This is a genomic window from Pseudomonas sp. LBUM1662 (genome assembly GCF_059695915.1).
Map to the genome: position 1 here is coordinate 725,193 of NZ_CP166793.1, position 23,149 is coordinate 748,341.

General features: G+C 57.8%; 8 protein-coding genes. 4 read left to right on the forward strand and 4 right to left on the reverse strand.

Translation table 11 applies throughout. The features are described from left to right. Positions 1-474: 474 nt before the first annotated feature. Together ACA049_RS03160 and ACA049_RS03165 are read left to right on the forward strand one after the other, a co-directional pair. Positions 475-7,515 carry a TcdA/TcdB pore-forming domain-containing protein gene (locus tag ACA049_RS03160; RefSeq protein WP_497333063.1) on the forward strand — a complete coding sequence of 2,347 codons (7,041 nt, stop codon included), beginning with the start codon at positions 475-477 and terminating at the stop codon, positions 7,513-7,515. 136 nt (positions 7,516-7,651) lie between these two features. Beyond that, positions 7,652-14,746: a TcdA/TcdB pore-forming domain-containing protein gene (locus ACA049_RS03165; protein ID WP_497333065.1), complete on the forward strand. Its 7,095-nt coding sequence runs from the start codon at positions 7,652-7,654 to the stop codon at positions 14,744-14,746. A 20-nt stretch (positions 14,747-14,766) separates the two neighbouring features. Here ACA049_RS03165 and ACA049_RS03170 read toward each other — a convergent pair whose 3' ends face one another. Further along, positions 14,767-15,363, reverse strand: coding sequence for a MarC family protein (locus ACA049_RS03170; RefSeq protein ID WP_007937197.1), 597 nt, complete (start codon positions 15,361-15,363; stop codon positions 14,767-14,769). A gap of 253 nt (positions 15,364-15,616) precedes the next feature. On the opposite strand from ACA049_RS03170, the gene ACA049_RS03175 reads away from it, so the two are divergent. Both ACA049_RS03175 and ACA049_RS03180 read left to right on the forward strand, forming a co-directional pair. Beyond that, entirely contained in the window at positions 15,617-16,405 is a 789-nt protein-coding gene (locus ACA049_RS03175; protein ID WP_497333067.1) for a hypothetical protein, read from the forward strand. Positions 16,406-16,463: 58 nt separating this feature from the next. Then, on the forward strand, positions 16,464-17,198 hold the full coding sequence (locus ACA049_RS03180) for a hypothetical protein (protein ID WP_497333069.1): 735 nt from the start codon (positions 16,464-16,466) through the stop codon (positions 17,196-17,198). Here ACA049_RS03180 and ACA049_RS03185 read toward each other — a convergent pair. The 3 genes from ACA049_RS03185 to purH form a co-directional block, all read right to left on the reverse strand. Further along, complete coding sequence (locus ACA049_RS03185; protein WP_497333071.1) at positions 17,186-19,963, reverse strand: hybrid sensor histidine kinase/response regulator; 2,778 nt, start codon at positions 19,961-19,963, stop codon at positions 17,186-17,188. The genes ACA049_RS03180 and ACA049_RS03185 overlap by 13 nt on opposite strands. Before the next feature lie 99 nt (positions 19,964-20,062). Next, positions 20,063-21,358, reverse strand: a complete 1,296-nt coding sequence (gene purD / locus ACA049_RS03190) for a phosphoribosylamine--glycine ligase (protein ID WP_497333073.1) — start codon at positions 21,356-21,358, stop codon at positions 20,063-20,065. A gap of 167 nt (positions 21,359-21,525) precedes the next feature. Next, positions 21,526-23,133: a bifunctional phosphoribosylaminoimidazolecarboxamide formyltransferase/IMP cyclohydrolase gene (gene purH, locus ACA049_RS03195; protein ID WP_497333075.1), complete on the reverse strand. Its 1,608-nt coding sequence runs from the start codon at positions 23,131-23,133 to the stop codon at positions 21,526-21,528. Between the last annotated feature and the right edge of the window lie 16 nt (positions 23,134-23,149).

Consider the following 23,149-nt stretch of genomic DNA (forward strand, 5'->3'; position numbering starts at 1 on the left):
TCCGCAGAAAAACGTCCGGATACCCGCTGTACATTGACCGAACCCGCGTCGAAAGTGCTTGCCGGCGCATCAGACAATTCAAGATCCGGCTCCTCATGTTCTGAAACAACCGACGCAGGCCGTTGGGTTGGCGGCCGCGCGCAGTTTGTTAACAAGCGTTTCTGTCAAAGATAATAGTTACACTTGCTCGTCCAGCTTAAGTGTAATTATTTAATTGGTTGGCGGCTCGATTGAGGTTGTTAGTTTTATCGCTTAGTATTTTTTGCTGTTGTAGCTCAAGTAGTGTTTGTTTTGTCTTGTGTTCGATAAAGGTCATATTAGAGCAACTGTCCAGGTTGTTTGTAATGCCATCAATGCCAGAGCCTTTAGCGCTGGTTTTCAATGTTAGTTCAGCTGCGCAAACGTCGACGGATGGATCGTGCTCGACGCTGCTGGCTGCGTGTATTTCATAATTGTTATAAGGGTATGGATGTCATGAATCAATCTCAGGTATCAAACTTGGCGGGTAAGTCGTTTCTTCAGTATTTCCAGTCTGATGATGTTCAAGTACTCGCGAGAGCGTTTCACACCGCGCCTGAATATGACGCGTTGATTGGCTATTACGCAGCGTGCGTAAAGGATCAGCGATGGACTGAACTGATGGCGCCATTGTTATTGTTCAAAGACACGCTGGACGCTCTGATTGCCAAGCGCACCGCGCCGATATCGCCAGCGTTGGCCGATCTCTCTGCGCGGCTCGAGAACTATTCAAACCGACTCGTCCAGACGGTTCGGATGCTGAATCCGGTTGCACCGCCAGTGCCGAAAATAATGCACTTCGTTTGGGTGGGCGGGAGCGCAGTAGGCGCTATTCAGCGGGACTACATCAACATCTGGAAGCAGGTCATGGTCAAGGAAGGCCATACGTTCAACCTGTGGTACGACAGTGACGCAGTGCTGGCGTTCGAGATGAATCGAGTGATTCTGGAAAGTGCCAGGGTGCATGCCATGGAGTCGGGAGGAGCGACAATCGCCACACCGGTGGATCTGGCCCGAATGATCGAGCATCGGGCCCGGGTGCTGAAGGTGCAGATGTCGGCCCATCTCCGCCAGGAACGCTGGGCCGGCAAGGCGGACGAGGCGCGTATTGACCTGATGGTCCGCGCCTACGGCAAGGACGAGGGCACCCTCATCGCGTTCAGACAAAAGTGCCTGGACAGTCACTTGGCCATGGTGGATGAGCATCTGCGGTTACGTGATGTTCGTGAGGTGTTCAAAGAGCATCTTTTATGGGACGCCTATCAGCGCGAGGTCGCAGGACGAGGGAACTTTGCGGCGGCCAGCGATGTGGTTCGTCTGCAGGTCGAAGCGCTGGAGGGCGGCCGCTACAGTGATGTGGATTACTTGCCGCAATTGAAGAACCAACTGGGCGGCGTCGATATCACGTACTTCAGTGAAAGTGCGCGGATTGGGGTATTGCAACTCCTGCTCAATCACAACGAGTCGTTGATGCCTGGCCGCGACCCCGGTCGATACCCTGACCGCACGATGATTATTCCTGAACAACACAGGAAAGCACTAACCGAGTTTGCGCTGCAGCGTCCGGGTGTTAACGACATATTCTCGGTACCGGTAAATAGTGAAACGCCCATGGACGGTATTCGCATGGCGATTCAGAACAATACTGAAATGAATTCACATATCGTGGCGCATGCCGGCGCTGGCTCGATTCAGGCCATTATCGAGTTGATCAGGTTCAACTACGATTTTCTGGCAACGTTTGAATCTCGATTGAATACGGCGGGTACGGATTGGAGCAACAACACTGTCGTACAAGAGGTTCTCGTGGCAATGGTGAATGAAAAAACTGCCGAGGTGCCTGCGCTGTCACACACACGCCGCGAGTATCTACCCAAACTGGCGAATGCCATACGTGCTTACTACAGTGACGGTATTCGCTATGAATCCCGAGGGACCATTGAATTTACCGGGCCTGGTGCCGCTGTTGCAGGGCTTGAGGAGTACGTAGAGAAGCATCTGCTGTCTGATGGCGTTAAGGAGATTCGAGAGCGGTTGAAATTGGCCGATGGCTACAACGTGAACACCGAAGAAGAGAAGGTTTCTGGCTGGACGATCAACGCAACACCGCAAGAATGGTTGCAAAAGGAGCATGCAAACTGGGCTGAAGGGAAACTGAAAACACGCTACCTGGGCAATTTTTCCGAGCTGTTGAAAGGGCAAACCCTGAGCTTCGAAAAGGGCTGGCCGATCATCGAGGGGCGACCGGTTTTGCTGACTGGAACCCTGCAGCGGTTGATGGATGAGTTGGGAGAACCCTTCATCCGTGCGATGAACGAAAAGCTCAGTGGTGAGTTGAAGTTTGATAAACCTTTTTCCCTGGACTTCGATGAACGTCAACGGATTCTGAACCAGCCCCTTACAGAACTTCCGGTTTCCCTTGGTTTCGATCCGATTGGCAATCTGAATGAAATGATCGTTCGCGTCGGCCATGGGTCTCTGCCGCTCGATCAGTTGAGCCCTGTACATCGGGTGGTGCTCGGCGGCCTGTTCGGCGCTCCAACGCTGGACAATGCCGGTTTCGCCACCGCCTGGCAGCAGCTTGGCGCGCTCGCGCAAAGTACGTCTGAGCGCGGTCTGTCCGAGCGTTACATGGCTATCGAACAGGTGTTGCTCGCGCACAAAAGCCCCGAGTTCGCAGCGGCGTTTGCCGCTGTCAAAGCGCCGTTTGAACCTTCCCGGGACAGCGCTCAGGTACTCAAGATTCTGTCATTCGATAAACCGCTGACGCTTCGCCAATGGGGCGAGAGCGTGGCTCGCATCAGACACCAGACGGAATACGAGCTGCGCACCTACATTCTTCAGCGCAGTGCCTCGGTGCGACAAACACTCCTGGAGGCGGGCGCGTCAATGGCCAGGTTGATGCCGCAGGGTTTGCTGGTCAGGGGCGATGGCGACCCCGGCAGGCGATGTTACCCACTGGCGCTGCTGATGGCGGCGGCGACTCATCAGGACCGCGAAGCCGTACAGGCACTGAGCGGCCGATTGGCCAATGCGCATTTCTCGCCCAGTGAAAGTGATACCCATGCATTTCTTCAGGCGCTCGACGATTTGCGCGCCATCCCCCAGGCTGATTTCGGCGACAAGCTCGGCGCGTTGAGTTTCGACGGAATCTTCGAGACGTTGGCGGCTAAAACCGCACCGTGCACGTTGATGCTCAACACCGAAAACCATTCAATGATGGTGGCCAGGACGGGGACAGCCGAACACAGTAGCTGGTCTTTCTACGACCCCAATTTTGGTGTCTTTGGTTTTGACCGGATCGACGACCTCAAGCTTGGCATGAAGACGCTGTTCAGCGCGACCGACCTGGCCACACAGTATGCGATCGAGCCGACGAACCGCTCACCCTTCAATGTGATTGAGCTTGATGGCAAGCGCCTCGCCAGCAAGCAGTTAACGTCGAAACTGCCAGTGTCGGCGCTGTTGGGCAATGAGTCCTTGAGCTCAGGAAAAAGCATCGCTCCATGGTCTCATCACGCCCGATTGCGCACGCGCGCGCTTTCCGAAAACGCTCGGTTGGGAAGAGGACTGTCCGAAAGGGATGCCAGCGTCTGGGCGACGAAGATGGATCAGGTCACAAAGCGGGTGAGGGCGGCGAATGAGCTGGGGAGTGAGTACGTTCCCGTCTTCGCCACCCTGCAGGCTCAAGCGGATGACGGCTACGCACTGTCATTCATGGACGTCAAAACGCAACGAATCCGCAAGGTGACAACCAAAGAGCCGTTTCTCAAGCAGATCAAGTCGTTTCTGGACAAGAGTATCGAGTACCTGGCGGGCCCCGGCGATGGGCATAAACCTGTTGATCCGACGGATGTTTCCGAGGGTAGCCGGCTGAGTTTTGCGTTTGGTTTCCAGGCGTTGATCACCGAACTTCGCAATCGCGACCACAATGCTCAGCCGGGAACAGAGTCGAATCTGGCCGTCGCCGTTCGTCTTCATGGCTACCTGGGTTACGCGCAGTTAACCCACGGTATCGCGCTCGACACACTGCAAATGGTTAACCTGGTTCGCCAGCTGGTGAGCGCAGAGCGAGCGATCGCCGTCAGGACTGCTTCGGCGGGCGGGCGGCTGCTGACGCGTGTCGCCGGCCCGGGGTTGGGGCAGGCATTGGGCGTGGTCAATATCGGTTTCGACATTTACGAACTTTACAACGCAGAAAACCACGAACAAAAAGCGCGCTTCGGCACTCAGCTGTTGTTCGATGTCAGTGCGGTTGTGCTCGATGGCGTGGCGCTGGTGGTCGGCGGGACAGCGGGTGCGGTCGCAGGGTTCTTGTCGGTGCCGTTGCTGGGTATCGGCATCGGCGTCACGGCGATTGCCGGCAATCTCGGACAAATCATGGACAAGGCCGAGAAAGTGGCCGAACTGTTCACCCGGTTCAAAACGGCGTATAGCCCGCAGGCGTTTTCGGTCAAGGAAGGGGTTGTATCGATCATGCCCGAGTCGGTAGTGCAGATGCTTGATCTTCGCGAAGGGGTCATTGAGTTCGGTAGCCAGGGGCTCTTCCGCTCATTGGGCGGCTCAGGGCTCCCGCGGCCCGATGGCAACAAACAGAACGCCATTATTGTTCGCGAAAGCATGGGGCTACCAAAAGAGGTCGCGATTCCCGGCCCGCGCGTTCATGGTCGATTCAAGGCTGTCCCGATAGATTCGGCCCTGCTGCTTCCGGGTACACCAACGTGCTATTACGGCTATGAGTACCAGCTGGGTTCCGATCCGGCGGTCTTTGAATGGAGCGACCTGCTCTTGAGTGGGGTCGGTAGCTTAGCCCTGCTGCCCCGCAAGACGTATCCACACTATGACGTTTTACGGGATCTCGAGGCCAGGGAAGAAGGGTTCTACTTCACCCACGCCAGACCTTTCCCGCACATCCTCTACAAACTCAATCCTGTTTATGAGCCCACGATCATCAGCGTGCGCGTGGGAAACGAAACGCGGGCGCTGTACGTTCCTGAATTACCGCGAGAGATGAGGGGCAAGGTTTCCTACCGCATCGACACGATGAGGGGGGCTTACTCTCTCGCACTCAAGCCAGGACTCGTGGCGGTCCACCTCAGTGCACGCCCTGGTGACGAGGCGGTGAGCTGGGTGTTGATCGCCGACTGGATCACCCCACAACAAGTCAGTGTCGGCGACGCGGGATTGAACATCGACGGTATCGAGCTGAGCATCGATGCCGGCACCGAGGTGTACGTTCGAACGAAAAATCTCGAAACCTACCGCGTTGACCGTGAACACCGGCAACTGAATCTGGCATCACTTCAGGCGGTCGACGGACGTTACTCGCAGGCTGAGCTTGACCGTTTGAAAGTGCTTCACCAGCAACAGCGCATAGGCAATGCTCTGATACCTGCGGGCAAGTTTTTGCTGCCTTTTGGTAATCCGCAAAAGCCGCAATACACCGTGGGTTGGTATGAAGTGGCAAAAGAACGGTTCGTCTATGGCCGTCAATTCCTGGGCTCCGTCAGCGACAAACTGCAACTGGCCGCGGTGCAGGAAGATCACGCTTATTTCTATCACCCGGACCAATCCCTGATCTGGCGAGTCAACGCCATCACGGGTTTGACCACCTGGCGCTACAACGTTGTCAATCGGGGAAGTGAAGAGGCACAGATCATCGGCTGCCAGGATCGGGGGGCCGGCGTCGTTCAAGTGACCCAACGGGTGCGCCTGAGCAAGACCCAGCGTTACCTGGTGGTTTATCTGATTCACGGCCTGGAAATCACATTGGTATCGGTGTCGAGCGAACCTCCTGACTATTTTGATACGTTGAAAGATGTCGTTGCCCTCTTACAGCAGTTCGATAGGCCGGCCATTGCTGATGTCGACGGCTCCGAAGGGCAAGCGTCCTGGAAACCTGCGTCCTTTGTTACGGTCACGTCAGGCGACCTCGAGAAGCCGTCGCTGCCAAGATGGATCAACGGTCAGAGCCACCAGGTGTTGACGCCGCACCTGCCCGTCAGCGAAACCGCTGCGGCGCAACATCAATTGAGCCTGCTACCACCGAACGATCCGGACGCTACAGCGTTTCTTTTTCACGATGCGCTCAGTCAACACCTCTATCACCAGCCCTTTACCGGCAATGAGGCGCAACGGGTTCCGATACCTGGCAGCGTCGTGCTCAGGATCAGCGACGGCGGGTATCTGGTCGTCAACGAGTCCGGATTGATGTTTGACGTTCGCCAGGACGCGAGCTTTTTCCTTAACGGCGTAACGGGAGAGTGGCTGGATGCTCATCCGATGTGGATGAGCGATCTGGAAACCCTTGGCAAGGCGTATGCGGTTTCGCTGATTTCGCTCTCCGGGCTGTCGGACATCACCGGCCAGTTGCCTGTCTTCGCGCGTTACCTGAGCAACAAACTGTTGATAGCGAATATTGCGGTTGAAAAGGGTTGCCGTCTGCTGTCCGTCACGCGTGATGGCAAGCACGCCTGGTTACTCGGCCTGAGCACCGGCCACCTCTACCGTCAGGCGTTCATCGAACCGGATCAGTTGAGGCGCGCGTTTGGCAGCGGCAGGCGGTTGATCAATGCCGATGCGCTCCCACGACCGGAAAAAGTGTGGGGCCCCTGGGCATTTTCGGAGGTCCTGCCCTATGGCACGGGTTTGCGTGGCCGTACTCGTGACGGGGTCAATCTTGAATTGATTGAAGGCGAACCGGCCCGGATCGTCAGTGTCGAGAACGTCTGGTCCTCTCGTCCCATGGAGTCGACGGAAGCGCTGACAGAACGCCTGAAAAATCTGGTGTCCGGTCAGGCTCACGCGCCTTACCTGCCAATCGGGGTCTGGACCAACCGTTACGCTTATTACGTGCCTGAACTCAATCGCGTATTTGATGTTTCCGGCAGGGCTGACGGGCAATGGGCGAATTTCCTCGGCACCCAGCAAGGGAGTGTTCCACTGTTGTTTGATCCTGTGGACGGCTTGATCTTCAGCCGCAATACCAAAGAGGTGCTGTGGGTTGCGGCCAACAAGGCCAGCCGTGAGGGGGACGTCATGACACTGGAGGTGGCGGGAGAGGTGAAAGACCTTCTGGCCCTGGTGCCCGACGGTGTCAGCACAGTGATTCTGGGAGGCGCCGCCACGGGGTCGATTTATCACGTATCGGACTCTGCCTGGCAGCACTTCGATTGCATTGTGGTTGATTGCACTGACTGGCCTGACGTTGACGCAAAGCCCACGCGCCTGATTCTGGCAACCGGAGCGCAGGATGACTGGCGTGTCGACAGGGCGGATACGCACCTGCTGTTCACCGATCCGGACAACGGCAGCAGTCTGGTATTCCGTTCGGCCCAATCTGAGGACCAGGCATTGACCCAGTCGCTGAAACTGAGTGTGCAAGTCCTTGGCGGCACGCTTGAAGTCGGCGTCCATGAGCTGTGGAAAACCCTGTTCGATCAGGGCGAAAGCAGCCTTGAACTCAAGGTGCTCCTCGAGAAGTTGAACTCGGTCTGAACAAACCGAGTGCGGCCATCGGGTAAATACACTTGTTAATACGCGACACGCCATTTTCGTGAGTGTTTTGCGGCCTCCTCTTGGGGCCGCTTTTATAACGGCCTGTCGTTTTTTATTTTTACAGGGAAGTATCTTTATGGGTGAGCAAGCCGCTCGTCATGTGCACGGCTACGTCGATTTTATTGATCTGTTTAAATTGTCCGATCTTGAACAGGCGTTACAGGAACATAAAGGAACGGACGAATACGACGCGGTATTTCGCTATTACTTCGCGTGTATCGCGGTACTCGATTTTCCGAGAATGCTTGCTCCGTTGGGTTTGCTGCGCGAAGCCCTCGGGTCTTTTTCTGAACCCGGGCGCCGGCGTCGACGTGCCGCGGGAATGGAGCGGCCACCTGCACAGCCAGGCGACGTTGTTCCAGGGCTGGCCGAGATCCGCAACAGGGTCGAAGGCTTTCAGGAACGCCTGTCCAGCAGCGTTGAACAGCTGAGTGCCGCGGCCATCGAGGTGCCGAAAAATCTACACTTCGTCTGGCTTGGCGGTGGCCTCGGCACTATCCAGCGCGACTACATCAATGTCTGGAACAAGGTGCTGGCCGGGCCGGGCTATGCCGTCAAACTCTGGTACGACAGCGACGCTTTGCTGGCCTATGAGACCAACCGGATCATTGTCGAGGCCGCCAAGGCCGATGCGATGGTTAATGGCGGGCGTGGCAGCAAATCGTATCTTGATCTTGTTGGCAAATATGAGGAGCGGGCCATTGTTCTCAAACAGCAAATGTTCGCCCATATCAGCAACGCGGTAGAGCGCGGTATCAAAGCGGATGACGCACGAATTGATCTTCTGGTTCGCGGGTATGGCCAGCATGAAGCGACCCTGAAAGCGTTGCGGGAAAAGAATCGCCAGAGTCTCTCGGCCATGGGTGAGGCCGGCGTGGAACTGCGTGATCTTGCAGCGAATGAAACACCGTTGCACATGCAGGCCATTTACCAACGGGAAATCAGTCTGCGCGGCAACTTTGCCGCGGCCTCCGATGTGGTGCGCATTGAGGCCTTGATGGCCGAAGGCGGAAGCTATGCGGATGTCGATAACCTGCCACCGCTTCTGGAGAAGCTGGGTGATGTGGATATCAGTCAATTGGGCGCCGATGCGCGCCTTGGCATCGTGCAGTTGTTGCTGCATAAAAACCCGGAATGGATGCCGGGCCGTGAGGCATCAAGAAGCAAGTACACAGACTATTTTGAGCGCATCCCTGAAGAACATCGCCCGGCGCTGGAGCGTTTCGCTAAAACTCGCCCGCCGTTGAACAGTGTCTTTCGCGTGCCCGCAGAACGCCTTGTTCGTCCGGATGGACTGCGAGCGGTTGCCGAGCGGAGCAGCCTGAGTAATGCGTTTCTCATGGCTCATCCCGGATCGGCAATGTTGAGCGCCGTGATTGATCGCTTCAAACTCAACTATGAGATTGTCGATGCCACAGCCCGCTTGGCCATCGAGAACCAGATCGCCTTGATCGATACCGAGACCATGAGTGGTTTTGCGCGGGAGGTGGTTGAGAGAAAGTTTGGCCCGCTGGATGTACTTTCGCCGGAGGAAGAACTCGCCCTCACTTTTTTGATTGAAGCCGCAGCGACTTACTACAGTGACGGCATCAGCCCCCAAAGCGAAGTCACCATCTATCTGACCGGGCCCGCCGCGATGCGTGATGCGCTCGCGGATTACGCAAAACTGCACCTCACTCCTCGTGCCGCGGTTGCCTGGCGAGCGGAGGTGGCTATTGACGCCACCGTTACGGTGAACCGGGACACCGAGGAGGAGCAGGATCACTCCTGGAAAGAAAACGAAAGCGACACCGTCGAATGGCTCAAGAACGAAAAAAAACGTTGGGAGGCCGGGCAATTCAAGGCGCGTTACGTGGGTAAAGTGGATCAGTTGTTAAAGAGCCAGACGATCCAATTCGACCAAGGCTGGCCAGTCATCGAAGGTCGACATGTGTTATCGACCGAGTTGCTGCAATTCCTGGCGCAACACCTTGGCGAGCCCTTTTGGCGAGCGATGAGTCGGCGGACCGCGGGTGAAGTGAAGTTCGACAAGCCATTGCCGCTGGGTTTTGACGAACGTCAATCCATCCTTGCGCAGGAGATCGCGCTACCGCCGTCGTTGGTCGGTGAGCCGGCCACCGGGAATTTACCTCTGGATGAGTTGCTTCATCGCATGGGTCGCGGGACTTTGCAGGTTGAGCAGCTTGACCCCCGGCAACGCTTGCTGATCGGCTCGATACTGGGGACGCGAGCCATGGATCAACGCAGCTTTGATCAGGTCCGCGCACGCCTGGAGAACCTTGCCAACAGCGTATCTGAACTGGGCGTGTCACACCGTTACGGGGCCATTGAACGGGAGCTGTTCAAAGAAAATCACCCAAACTTCGTTACCGGTCTGGCCAGTGCCTCGACTCCCGCCGTCGCGTTGTCCGAGACCAGCATCGAGCTGAAGAAGCAGGCACTGGAGCAATCACTGACCATGCTGCAATGGGGGCGCCAGGTCGCCCGGATTCAGCAGGTGGCAAAACTCGAATTCCGCGACCGCATCAGCGAGCGCATGACCGAAGTGTTGGAAAGCTTCGATCAAGGCAGCTTCAAACTGGTTCCACAGGACTTGTTGCTGATGGGCGCCGGTGACCGGATCGCCGGGCGTTGCTACCCGTTGGCATTGGCCATGGCGGCGGCGATCAGCAAGGGGCACGAGGCGGGCAACATTCTTCGTGAGCGGTTTTACCTGGCGGTCATTGAACCCGAGACCCGCGATTCGAATGCATTCGTCAGTACGCTTGAAGAGCTTCGTGATGTCGATGTGCGTGAACTCGGCGGGCCGGTGGTGCGCTCCGATCTGGCACAGGTAATCACGGCGCTTGAAAGGAAAGCCGGCAGCGGCACGTTGATGCTCAACTCGGATAACCACTCGATGCTGCTGGCTAAAAGTTTCGCCGGCGAGCGCAGTACCTATCATTTTTATGATCCGAATTTTGGCGTTTTCGAGTTCGATACTGCTCAAGCGCTCAGCGCAGCGTTGACCCACTTTTTCGTTAGTCAAGAAATGGCAGCGCCTTACGCCGCTTACGGCGAGCCCACTCGTCCGACCTTTGATTTGATTGAACTCGACGCCGCTCGACTCAATGCAAAGGTACTGTCATCGGGTGTCCGGGTGTCGAGTCTGTCCGATTCGGGCAGCCTGCCTGATCAGGCGCCTCGGACAAGACAGCGGCTCGCCAGCGCGCGAGGGCAATCGTTGGTCAACAATGCAGCCCTGGGCAGTTCATTGCTGGAACTGGACGCCCATTGGTGGGGTGGGCAGATCGCGCAGGCGACACGGCAGTTGCAGAAACAGCACGGGCTGTCGTCGGGCGCGGTTGCGTTGTTCGAGACACTGGAGATCACCCCGGCAGGCGAGTACAAAATCAGTCTGGTCGATACCGATCCCGCGCAGACCCTTGTGCGCGTCACCACCGATGATCCTCGATTCCTGAGGATCAAGAACTACCTCTCGGACACCTTCCATGCGTTGGCAGCGCAACCGCATGAAACGCTCGGCTCGCTTGATCCCACGGACGCCGGCAGCGTCCATACGCTCAATGCCGGTTTCACCGTGCAAGCCTTGATGAATGCGCTGCGACATCACGAAAGTGCGGCCAGCGGTGGTGACAAGGCCCTGACCACGGCCATTCGCTTGCATGCCTACGTCAACTACGCCCAGCTGGTCCACGGCAATGCAGTGGATGTGATTGGCGTGGTGACATTGGTGCGTCAGGCTCTGGACGATGAAAAGCTGATCGCCCGCACCAGTGCTCCGCTTGTGCAAAAGGCGTTGGGGCACGTGGCCAATGAAGGCGTCGGTACGGTGTTGGGGATGGTGAATGTCGGGTTTGATATTTACCAGTTGAGCCGTGCCTCCAATGACATTGAGAAGGCGCAGTTCGGGACGCAGCTGGCGTTCGACTCCGCAAGCGTCGTGTTGGGTGCCGCCGGGCTGGGTGCGGCATTGGCGGGCGCGGGGACTGTGGCGGCGGTGTTGGGCGGAGTCGGGGTGATTTTGGGTGGGCTGGCGGTGGGCGTTGCTGCGCTGGCCGAAGGGTTTGCCACCATTGCCGAGGAAGCCAAAGAGGTTGCGCTGTTTTTTGAGGGGCTGGAAAAGGCTTATCGACAGGGTGGCTATCATCTGGACAAGGCGTCGAATGCCTGGATTGCGCATCCCCTGATGGTCTTCGCCGACCTTGATCTGCGCGCCTCGACGGTCCGTTTTGACAGCCCGAAACTGTTCCCGCTTCGCGACCATTTAGGGGTTCCGGATTTCGATGTGGATTACAACCGCGCCATCGATATCCGTGTGGGCCTTGGGTTGTCCGATTCGGCCTCTTTCTCGCCCCAGCTTGGGCAAGCGATCGTTTTGCCCGGCACACCCAAAACCTGGTACGGCTATGAATACAAGCTGCTGCCGTTTGTCACGTTCCGTCATGCCGACGGCTTCGATACGGCACGTCGGCTGGAGAAAAAGAATGAACAGGGACAATGGCAGTTTCTGTTTTCGTTCTACTCGTTTCCCGGCGAGTACGTGGTCAACCGGCTGAACCCTGTCTACAAACCCACGGTGTTCAACGTGCGTCTCGACAACATCTTACGCTCGCTGGTCGTACCGGCTCTGCCGAAGTCATGGCACGGCCTGATTTCCTACCGGATAGAAGGGGCCGGTGCCCACTGTTCCGTGCTGCTCAATCCCGGGGTGAACGTTGAACTCCATGCGCCCGGTCACATAGCCATGCGCTGGGTGCTGCAGGCTCCCTGGCTGGTGGAGTCAGACATTCTGGTAGCCCCTGAGGGGCACCTCGTTTCGGATAAGTTGGGTGTGAAGTTCAGCGGCAGCGGCGTTCACGAGGTGTTGCTCAAGCTTGCGGGGAACACAGTCATGCGCGTGGATCTTGTTGCGCTGAAGTTGGAGGTGGCCGAAGCAGTGGCCGATCCGGCGCTCGGGGAGCAAGCGTTGCTGGATCACTTCAAGTCATTGGCCCGCGAACATCGACTGGCGATGCCTTACACCCCCGTTCACAACTTTGTGGTGCCGTTTGAAAAGCCGGACGAACCAAGGACAGTGGCCGCGTATTACGACTCGGCTCAGGATTGTTTTCTGTATATCCGCGACCCCGATGTCTTGTTGGCCGATGAGGCCGTGCTGGGCGCCGTACTCGACGGATCGGCCTATCTCTATCACCCCGACGGTTTCGATGTCTGGCAGGTCGACGCGATCACCGGCACGCTGGTTCAGCGCTATCGTTTGCTGGTCAAAGAGGGCTTGTCCATTGCCCGCTGCGAGGCCGTGGACAATGGCGGTATTCAGATCGTGCAGCAGTCCACGGCAAAGGAAGGCCCACACGATGAGCTGACCTATTTGATCCATGACGGGGCAGCGTTGCTTGGCTCAATCACCCGCGGTCACGATCCGGCATTGCAGGCCGTTTTACAGGTCGACACGCTCACGGACTGGAAGCAGGTGCTGGGCAACTATGTGTTGCCGGCAGCGTCCATCGATACCGTGGACTGGCGCCCCGGTGCGCTGGTTTCGATCTGTTGGCAGTTCGAAGACCAGTCCCGCGATCTGGTCTGGGTCCGCGATGTTGACGGGTTGATCATCCGTGCGGCTGCCCGGCGTCACCATGCGCGGGGATGGAAGGATTCGATCAAGGCCTTGAAGACCCTGTTACTGATCGCGCCCTCCGGTGCCGAGGGCGAGGTGTTCGTGACTTATGACAAGGACATTAACAGCCTTGTGCGACAGCAAAGGTCGATGGTCGAGGGGCGCGTGCAATGGTCTTCCAGAGACATTGCTCCCGCAGGACTGAAAAATATTGTCGCCGTTGAGCAAGGGCATCTCGCCCTGACCGGTTCCGGCCTGTTCTTCAATATGACGCCGGACGGGTCTCTGCGCCTGGGCGGACTGACCGAAACCTGGTTCAAGGATCGAACCCGGTGGTGGTCCGACCTGCCGGCGGTGTCGACGCAATATCCGGTGTCGAGTCTTGCCCTCCTTGGGTTGACCAACTTCAAGGGTGACGCAGGTTTGTGCGCCTGGTACCTGGAGGATCGGCTGTTGCTCGCCGATCTTGGCCATGGCAAAGAAGTGCGGCTGCTGAGTAACGTTCCAGACCATCAGGCCGCCTGGTTATTCGATCTTTCTACGGGGAAGATTTTCAGTCAGCGCTTTATCGAGACGAAACACTTGAACGCTGCATTCGGCCAGGGCACCAGGCTTTTGCAAGCAGAGGCATTGCCCGCCCTGGTGCAGGAATGGGCGCCCTGGGTCTTTGCCGACATGAAGGCGGAGGGCGCGGGCCTGAGGGCGACGACGCTCGATGGTATCGAAGTGGATTTACAGTACAACGAACCGGTGCGGATTACGGGTGTGGACAGCCGCTGGGTCACGACACTGGAAGGCCCCTTGAGTGAGGGGCTGGCGGCGCTGGCGAACGAACATCGATGCGCCGATTTCCTGTCCGTCAAAGACCCTGACAACCTTCAATGGTATGTGGTCCGGACCGGGCGATTGATCCGGATTCCGAAAGACGCCATTACGGCGCAATACACGCTGGTGGGCACCCGGAATCAGACCAATGTGATGCTGCACGAAAGCGAGGATGGTCTGTTGCACACCTATCCGCAGCAAAGCTCGGTCGGGCCGCTCGACTATGTCCAGCGAAATGCCGAAGTGCTGGTGGTCGAGGGACCGACGACTGCCAACGACCTTCTGCCGTTGATTGCCGATGATGTCAGCATCCTGGTGCTCAAAATGGGTCAAGGGGCAACGACCAGCTGGTTGACCCGAGCGGCCTGGATGAAACTCGAATCGGTCATCGTCGATTGTCGTTATCCGCTTGAGCGCCCGCCCTTGATTCCGGGGAAACTGATTCTGGACGCCTCAGTCATGGATCAGTTATGGGTCAGCCTGGTCGACGAACATTTGGTGATGAACGGCCTGGACAGCGGGCACAGCCTGATCTTTCGTGGCGTTTACTCAGCGGATGTCGCGCTGCGTGGTGATGTGTTCCTTACGCTCAATGGCTATCGATCGTGTGCGGTTTCGCAAATAGTGACCGAGTTGCTGAGACAAAAGGGCGTTGCCGGCAGTGCAACGTTAACGGAGCTGATGTCGAATTATCAGGTCGGGGCGATCGCAGAGCCGGCTATCTAGAGCACGTGTGCCCAGGCCGACTACGGCACCAGATAACCTTTCACGCCCGTGAAGATAATCTGTGCCGCCAGCGCGCACACAAATAATCCCATCAATCGGCTGACAATCTGCAGGCCCTGGTCACCCAGAATCCGTTCGATGCGGTTGGACAGATAAAGGACGACGCCAACCGTAAAACTGGCCAGGGCAATACTGAGAATGGCCGTGAGTTTGTCGTCCCAATGCGGTTGGCTCACGCCCATCACCAGCAAGGCACCGATGGTGCCGGGGCCGACCGTCAATGGAATGGTCAGCGGAACGATGGTCACGTCCTGCTGCACATTATCGGTCTGCACCGCCGACTTGCCTTGTGCCATGCCCAGCGCCGAGATAAACAACACGCTGCCTGCACCGATGCGGAACGCGTCCACGGTGATGCCGAAGACACTGAAAATCACTCGCCCGAACAGGTACAGCAAAACACTGGACACCAGCGTGGCGGTGGCCACTTTCCAGGCCAGGCGCCGTTGCTCCTTGCGCGAATAGCCGCGGGTCAGGCTGATGAAGCAAGACAACACGAAGAACGGGCTGTAGAGCACTAGCATCTTCAGGTAAACGCTGAATAACACGTGGAGCATGGCGTCGGCTCGCAGCAAGAGAGGAGTGAGGCGGAGTCTATCAGTCGATCAATTGCGTGTGGGTATCCGGATTCAAAGACTTTATTGTTTTTGTCATTGTTGCTGTTGTCCTGAACTAATAGCGCGGTGTTTAGTTGGTTTGTTAGTTTGACATGGTGTTACATGTTTGTATTTGTTCGTGTTGGATTTTTTGGTTATTGTTTTCATCGCAAGTTCATGAGGGGCTTGCTTATATTTTAGAAGGGAATCAATTGTGAATAATCAAGTTGTTAGTGAGCGTTATATTTCTGCCTGCCTTAAAAGTTTGCAGGCGTATGAAATTGATGATGTGTTGACTATTCGTACTCGTAGTATGTCTTTGGTGGGTGAAGCCATTGAAGAGCCGTCGAAAGGCTCTATTGTGGGCGAAGGCGTGTTGTCCTTCAGCAGTGGCCTCAGTGGTGAAAACCGGTCGGATGCGCAGAATGCCTATCTGTATGCGACCCTTGTAGCGAACAAGGCATTTCCTCAGGACTACCAGGGCAAAGAGTGGTATGCGCTATTTAAGAAAGTCATGAGCGATGCGGGCTGGTCGACTACCAGCCTTTACTACAACGACTTGAATGTCAGCGGGACCAGTGTTCGCATGGACAAACTGGTGCTGGAGATTCTGGGTTCGGTGGTCGCGGGCATCGCGCTGCCTGGTCCGACGACTGCACTGATGCTGAAAGTGGCGGGGGATGCGATTTCCGCCCTGCAAAAGCGCGATACGGCACTGACCGTTTATGAGCGAAACCTGTTGACGCATGGTGTTGGCGGGATCGCGGCCGGTGCGTGCACCGAAAACAATGGCGTCGCCACGATGGCCCTGGGTGCGGTGCGGTTTTTACGCAGGAACACCTCGACCAAAGTGCTGTTTGTGGATGTGGATACTCGTGATGTGAAACTGTATCGCGGTGAGGCGGTGTTTGAAAAAAATGATCTGGTCGCCAAAGCTACCCGTGAACTTATTGCGAATAAACTTATCGCTCATGCCGGCAAGATTGTTGACTACGACATCTAATTGAATGAGTCAGGGCAGTCGAATATCGGCTGCCCTTTTTTATTAACGAGGGAACGATATGAGTGACAATTATTCAGTGTCGGTTGTGGGGGCTGCCATCGTGATTGTTCCTGAACCTGATGGGTTGGCAGCTCATGATGACTTGGTCGACTCGGTGTTCCTGGCGCAACTGGTTGCCAATAAACAGGTTGAAAAAGACCCGGCGGCTGACTGGTACAACACCTATGTAAGCGTTTTGGATGATTTCTGGCTGCGCAATACAAAGGCCCGAGAGGAAAGGCTTATCACCCGACACAGCGGCGAATCTGCGATCGAATGGGTTACCGCCGCGATGGCAAAGGGCGCTTCAGACGAAGGGCGACTGGTTGCCGCAACATTGGCACGGGTGGCAAACGTGTCAGGCACTGAACCTGCGATGAGCGTGCTGCGCAGTCACATGCAAAAAGCGTCCGCCGATCAATCGACCGAAATGACAGCGCCATCCAAAGTTGTGCATCTGTTGGTGATTCTGGCGAGAACGCCGACCTCCATCACTAGCGTGTACCTGGAGTTCAAGACGCCTCTGGAGATCAGCCCCAATCCTTTGGCGCAGTTGTATCGGTCCGAGGATGTGCCCGACGTTGTCAGCATGCGTTACGCCCGGGCCAATCTGTCCGAAGTCCTCTACGGTCCTGCGCGTGAGGCTGTTGCCCTCAAGATCAGGGAAAAGCGTGAAGGCCAGGTGGTGATGTTGCGCCTGACTGACGACGCTCCGGGCCTGATCGAATCACACAAGACTGCTCAGGAGGTCTGAGCCGTCGCCCGATTCTGCTGGTCGCGTTGTGCAACCCAATGCTCGATCAAATCTCGCAACTGCGACAGCTCGACCGGTTTGGCCATGTGCCCGTCCATGCCGGCCTGGCGCGCGCGTTCTTTGTGCTCGGCAAGGATGTGTGCGGTCAATGCCACCACCGGGGTGCGAATCCGCTGGTTGCCGACTTCCCAGGCACGTAACTGCTGGGTGGCAGAGAAACCATCAAGGATCGGCATTTCACAGTCCATCAACACCAGGTCATAACGCTGGGCTTTCATTGCCTGCAAGGCTTCTTCGCCATTGCTGGCGGTGTCCGGTTGCAGGTTAAGCTTACCGAGCATGCCGCGAATCACCTTGGTCGAGATGTTGTTGTCTTCGGCCACCAGGATGCGGAAATCACTCGGGACCTTGACCGGAAGCGTCGGACCGGTGGGCAGGTGTGGCGAGACGGCCGGGCCTTTGTTGCGCTGGTTCAGTTCGTCCGCCAGGGTGGTCTTGAGGGTGTAGCCGGCCACCGGTTTGGCGAGGATGCGCTTGATCCCGGAATTGCGCGCGATGATCTTGCTCGGCGCGTTGCTGATGCCGGTCAGCATGATCAACAGAATGTCGTGGTTCAGGCTCGGGTCTTCCTTGATCTTGGCCGCCAGTTGCATACCGGTCATGCCGGGCATGTTCTGGTCGAGCAGGACCACGTCGAAATAGTCGCGCAGGTGAGCCTTGGTGCGCAGCAACGCCAGTGCCTCCTTGCCGGACGGCACGGCGCTGACGTTCAGGCCCCAGGCGCTGCACTGCTGCACCAGCACTTTGCGGCAGGTGTCGTTATCGTCCACCACCAGCACCCGTGCACCTTGAAGCGGCCCGTCGAGGTCGGAAGTCGGGTGCTCAAGCCGATCAGGATCCAGCGGCAGGGTCAGCCACAAGGTGCTGCCCTGATTGGCGCCGCTCTTGATGCCGAATTCCCCTTGCATCAAACGGATCAGCTGACGAGCAATCACCAGCCCCAGGTTGCCGCCCAGGCTGGTCGCCGAGAGAAAGTGTTTGCTGTGCAGCTCGGCGTGCATCAGTGCTTCGCGTTCTTCGGCCTCCATCGGCACGCCGCTGTCCTGCACGGCGATGCGCAGACGCGGTTTGGCGCTGCGTTCGTCGAGGGCGACGACGATCAGGATCTCGCCCTCGTCGGTTTTCTTCAGGGCGTTTTCCAGCAGGCTCAGCAAGGTCTGGCGCAGACGCGTCGGGTCACCGCTGATGACGCGCGGCACTTGCGGCTGGATGAAGCTGATCAGCTCGACGTTCTGCTGTTCGGCCTTGGCGCGGAAGATGCTCAGGCAGTCTTCGATCAAGGCGTTGAGATCAAACTGCACATCGTCCAGTTCGATCTGCCCGGATTCGAGCTTGGAGATGTCGAGAATCTCGTTGATCAGGGTCAGCAGCTCGTTGCCGGCGCTGTGGATGGTTTGTACATAGTCACGCTGCTTGACCGACAACGGTGTGCCCAGCAGCAGTTCGGTCATGCCCAGCACGCCGTTCATCGGGGTGCGGATTTCGTGGCTGATCTTCGCCAGGAACTCGGCCTTGGCGTTGATCTCGGCGTTGCTGGCTGCCAGGTCGCGGCTGACGCTGAAACGGTCTTCGGTGATGCTGCGCTGACGTTCGCCCAGCGCAATGCTCATCAACAGGCCGCTGATGCAGATGAACGCCAGCAGCGTCATGATCAAGCCTTGAGGCGCGACCAGGGTCAGCCCCAACAGCGCCGGCAACATGATGAGGGTACCGATGTTGAACACCACCATCGCCGCCACAAACAGCCGTGCCGGGCGATAACCCTTTTGCCAGTGATAGGCACCGACAAACAACATGCTCAGGCCCGCCAGTGCGACCAGGGCGTAGGTGATGATGTTCAGCGGCAGCGTGTTGACGAACAACAGCAGCAAGCCACAGACCACGATGAACAGGATGTCCCCCAGCAACAGCTTGTTCAGTGGGTGCGACCCGAGCGGGGCGAAGAAACGATAGGCGAACATCAGGCCGCAGGGCGCCGTCAGCAACAAGGCGAGATAAGCGCCGGGCGTCTGCACCGCGTGCCAGTTGGGTAGCCATGGTCCTGCCAGATTCAGCAACAGCAACAAGCTGAGCATCAGCAAGGCTTCGCATCCAGCCAGCCAGACGCTGCTGCGCGAGCGGGTGTAGGCATAGCGGACGAGGTTGTGCAGGATCAGCATGCCGAGGCAACCAAACAGCAGGCCGTAAATCAGCATCTGGTTCTGATTGGCCGCGGTCATGATCGCCGATTGCAGGGTGATATACGGCCGCAACTGGTGTTCGGACACCAGCCGCAGGTAGACGTCGAGGGGTTTGTCGCTTTGCGGCAGCGGTAACATGAAATCGCTGCTAGGCAGGGGACGGTCATTCTGGGGCTGCCCGGTGCCGGTGTTCAATTGATCGATCAGCGTGTCGCCGTCGAGCACATACAGGTTGAGACGCGACAGGTCGGGGGCGAACACTCGCAGCAATTGCTCGTGCTTGCCGGGCGCCAGCCTGAAACGCAGCCACAACGCACCTTCGGGCTCGGCCGCGGTGAGGCGGTCGAGTTCGATGGGGCTGAATTGATTGGTGTAGCGAGCGGAGCGGATGTCGCTCAGCTGCAGGTCGCCCTGTTCGTCAAGCAATACCGCCCAGCCACTGCCTTGCGCGGCCTGGGCCGGAAGCATGCAGAGCAAGGTCAGCAGCGTGACAGTGAAACCTATGGCAATCCTGAGCCAGCGCACGGCGAAATCCCTTCGTAGGTTGATGCCAGATTATAACTATGCGCGGCGCTGGAACAGTCCGGCAAGGGCCTGAAGCCCAGGCCCTGCCGAACGGATCGCTTATTCCTGATTTTCGCCACGCTCGCGGGCAATGGCACGGTAGCCAATGTCCTTGCGATAGAAACAGCCTTCCCACTCAATCTTTGCCGCCAGTTTGTAAGCCTGTTGCTGGGCAGCATCAACGCTGGCGCCCATGGCAGTCGCGCAAAGCACGCGTCCACCGGCCGTCACCACTTGACCGTCCTTGAGCGCCGTACCGGCGTGGAAGACTTTGCCTTCCAGCGCCGCAGCTGCATCCAGACCGTTGATGGCAACGCCTTTAGCGTAGTCGCCAGGGTAACCGCCTGCGGCCAATACGATACCGACGCTCGGACGTGGATCCCATTGCGCTTCGACCTTGTCCAGCGCTTGCGCCAGGGCTGCTTCAACCAGCAACACCAGGCTCGACTGCAAACGCAGCATCACCGGTTGGGTCTCAGGATCACCGAAACGGCAGTTGAACTCGATAACTTTTGGGTTACCAGCCTTGTCGATCATCAGGCCGGCATACAGGAAACCGGTGTAGACGTTGCCTTCATCGGCCATGCCGCGCACGGTCGGCCAGATCACCAGGTCCATGACACGTTTGTGTACTTCCGCCGTGACCACCGGGGCAGGGGAGTAAGCGCCCATGCCGCCGGTGTTCGGACCGGTGTCGCCGTCGCCGACGCGTTTGTGGTCCTGGCTGGTGGCCATTGGCAGTACGTTCTTGCCGTCGACCATGACGATGAAGCTGGCTTCTTCGCCGTCGAGGAATTCTTCGATCACGACACGCGAACCGGCATCGCCGAACGCATTGCCCGCGAGCATGTCACGCACAGCGTCTTCAGCTTCGGCCAGGGTCATGGCTACGATCACGCCTTTACCGGCGGCCAGGCCATCGGCCTTGATCACGATCGGTGCGCCTTTTTCACGCAGATAAGCCAAGGCTGGCTCGATCTCGGTGAAGTTCTGGTAGTCGGCCGTCGGGATCTTGTGGCGCGCCAGGAAATCCTTGGTGAAGGCTTTCGAACCTTCCAGCTGAGCAGCGCCAGCGGTCGGACCGAAGCAATCCAGGCCACGGGAGCGGAACAGATCGACAACACCGGCCACCAGCGGCACTTCCGGGCCGACGATGGTCAGGGAAACGTTTTTCTCGGCAAAATCGGCCAACTGCTCAAGGGCCAGCACGTCGATAGCGACGTTCTCGCACTTGGCTTCAATGGCGGTGCCGGCGTTGCCCGGGGCAACGAATACTTTCTGCACGCGCGGATCCTGAGCCACTTTCCAGGCCAGGGCGTGTTCACGGCCACCGCTGCCAATGATCAAAACATTCATTTCAAAAACCTCAAGAATCTGTGAAGGCCCTGCAAATCCTTGTAGGAGCTGTCGAGTGCAGCGAGGCTGCGATCTTTTGATCTTGTTTTTAAAAAATCAAAGTCAAAAGATCGCAGCCTCGTTGCACTCGACAGCTCCTACAGGCTCCTACGTAGGGGCGCGGTGTATCAGTGACGGAAGTGGCGCATGCCGGTGAAGACCATGGCGATGCCGGCTTCATCAGCGGCGGCAATCACTTCCGCATCACGCATCGAGCCGCCTGGCTGGATCACCGCAGTGATGCCGACCTTGGCTGCGTTGTCCAGGCCGTCGCGGAACGGGAAGAACGCGTCGGAGGCCATCACCGAGCCTGCCACCTGCAAACCGGCGTGTTCAGCCTTGATTGCGGCGATACGTGCGGAGTTCACGCGGCTCATCTGGCCAGCGCCAACACCGATGGTCTGACGGTTCTTGGCGTAGACGATGGCGTTGGATTTAACGTACTTGGCCACTTTCCAGGCGAAGATCAGGTCGTTGATTTCCTGTTCGGTCGGTGCACGCTTGGTCACGACTTTCAGGTCTTCGCTGCCGATCATGCCGATGTCGCGGCTCTGTACCAGCAAACCGCCGTTGACGCGTTTGTAGTCCCAGGCAGCGGCGCGATCAGCCGACCACTCGCCGCAGGCCAGCAGGCGCACGTTGGCTTTGGCCGCGACGATGGCGCGGGCTTCTTCGCTGACGCTTGGGGCGATGATCACTTCGACGAACTGACGCTCGACGATGGCCTTGGCGGTTTCAGCATCCAGCTCGCGGTTGAACGCGATGATGCCGCCGAACGCCGACTCGGTGTCGGTGGCGTAGGCCAGTTCGTAGGCCTGACGGATACCGCCTTCGGCGTCCGGGCTGACGGCGACGCCGCACGGGTTGGCGTGCTTGACGATTACGCATGCCGGCTTGACGAAGCTCTTCACGCATTCCAGCGCGGCATCGGTGTCGGCCACGTTGTTGTACGAGAGCTCTTTGCCTTGCAGTTGGGTCGCGGTGGCGATGCCGACTTCGGCAGGCTTGGCTTCCACGTAGAACGCCGCGCTCTGGTGCGGGTTCTCGCCGTAGCGCATTTCCTGAGCCTTGACGAACTGGCTGTTGAACGTGCGCGGGAACTCGCTGCGACCTTCGGTGCTGAGGGTCTCGGCGGCCTGGTTCACGGTGCCCATGTAGTTGGCGATCATGCCGTCGTAGGCAGCAGTGTGTTCGAAGGCCTTGAGCATCAGGTCGAAACGCTGAGCGTAGGTCAGGCCACCGGCCTTGAGGCCTTCGAGGACGCTGGCGTAATCGCTGGCGTTGACCACGATGGCCACGTCTTTATGGTTTTTTGCTGCCGAACGGACCATGGTCGGTCCGCCGATGTCGATGTTTTCGATAGCGGTCGGCAGGTCGCAGCCTGGCTTGTTGATGGTGGCTTCGAACGGGTACAGGTTGACCGCGACCAGATCGATCGGCTTGATGCCGTGCTCGTTCATGATGGCGTCATCGATACCGCGACGACCGAGGATCCCGCCATGGATTTTCGGGTGCAGGGTTTTCACCCGACCGTCCATCATTTCTGCGAAACCGGTGTAATCCGCGACTTCCACTGCGGCAACACCGTTGTCGCGCAGCAGCTTGAACGTTCCGCCGGTGGAGAGGATCTCGACGCCCAGGGCTTCAAGCTCCTTGGCGAATTCGAGGATCCCGGTCTTGTCGGAAACGCTGATCAAGGCGCGGCGGATCGGCAGGCGGGTAGTCTGGTCGGTCATTTCAATTTCCATCAAA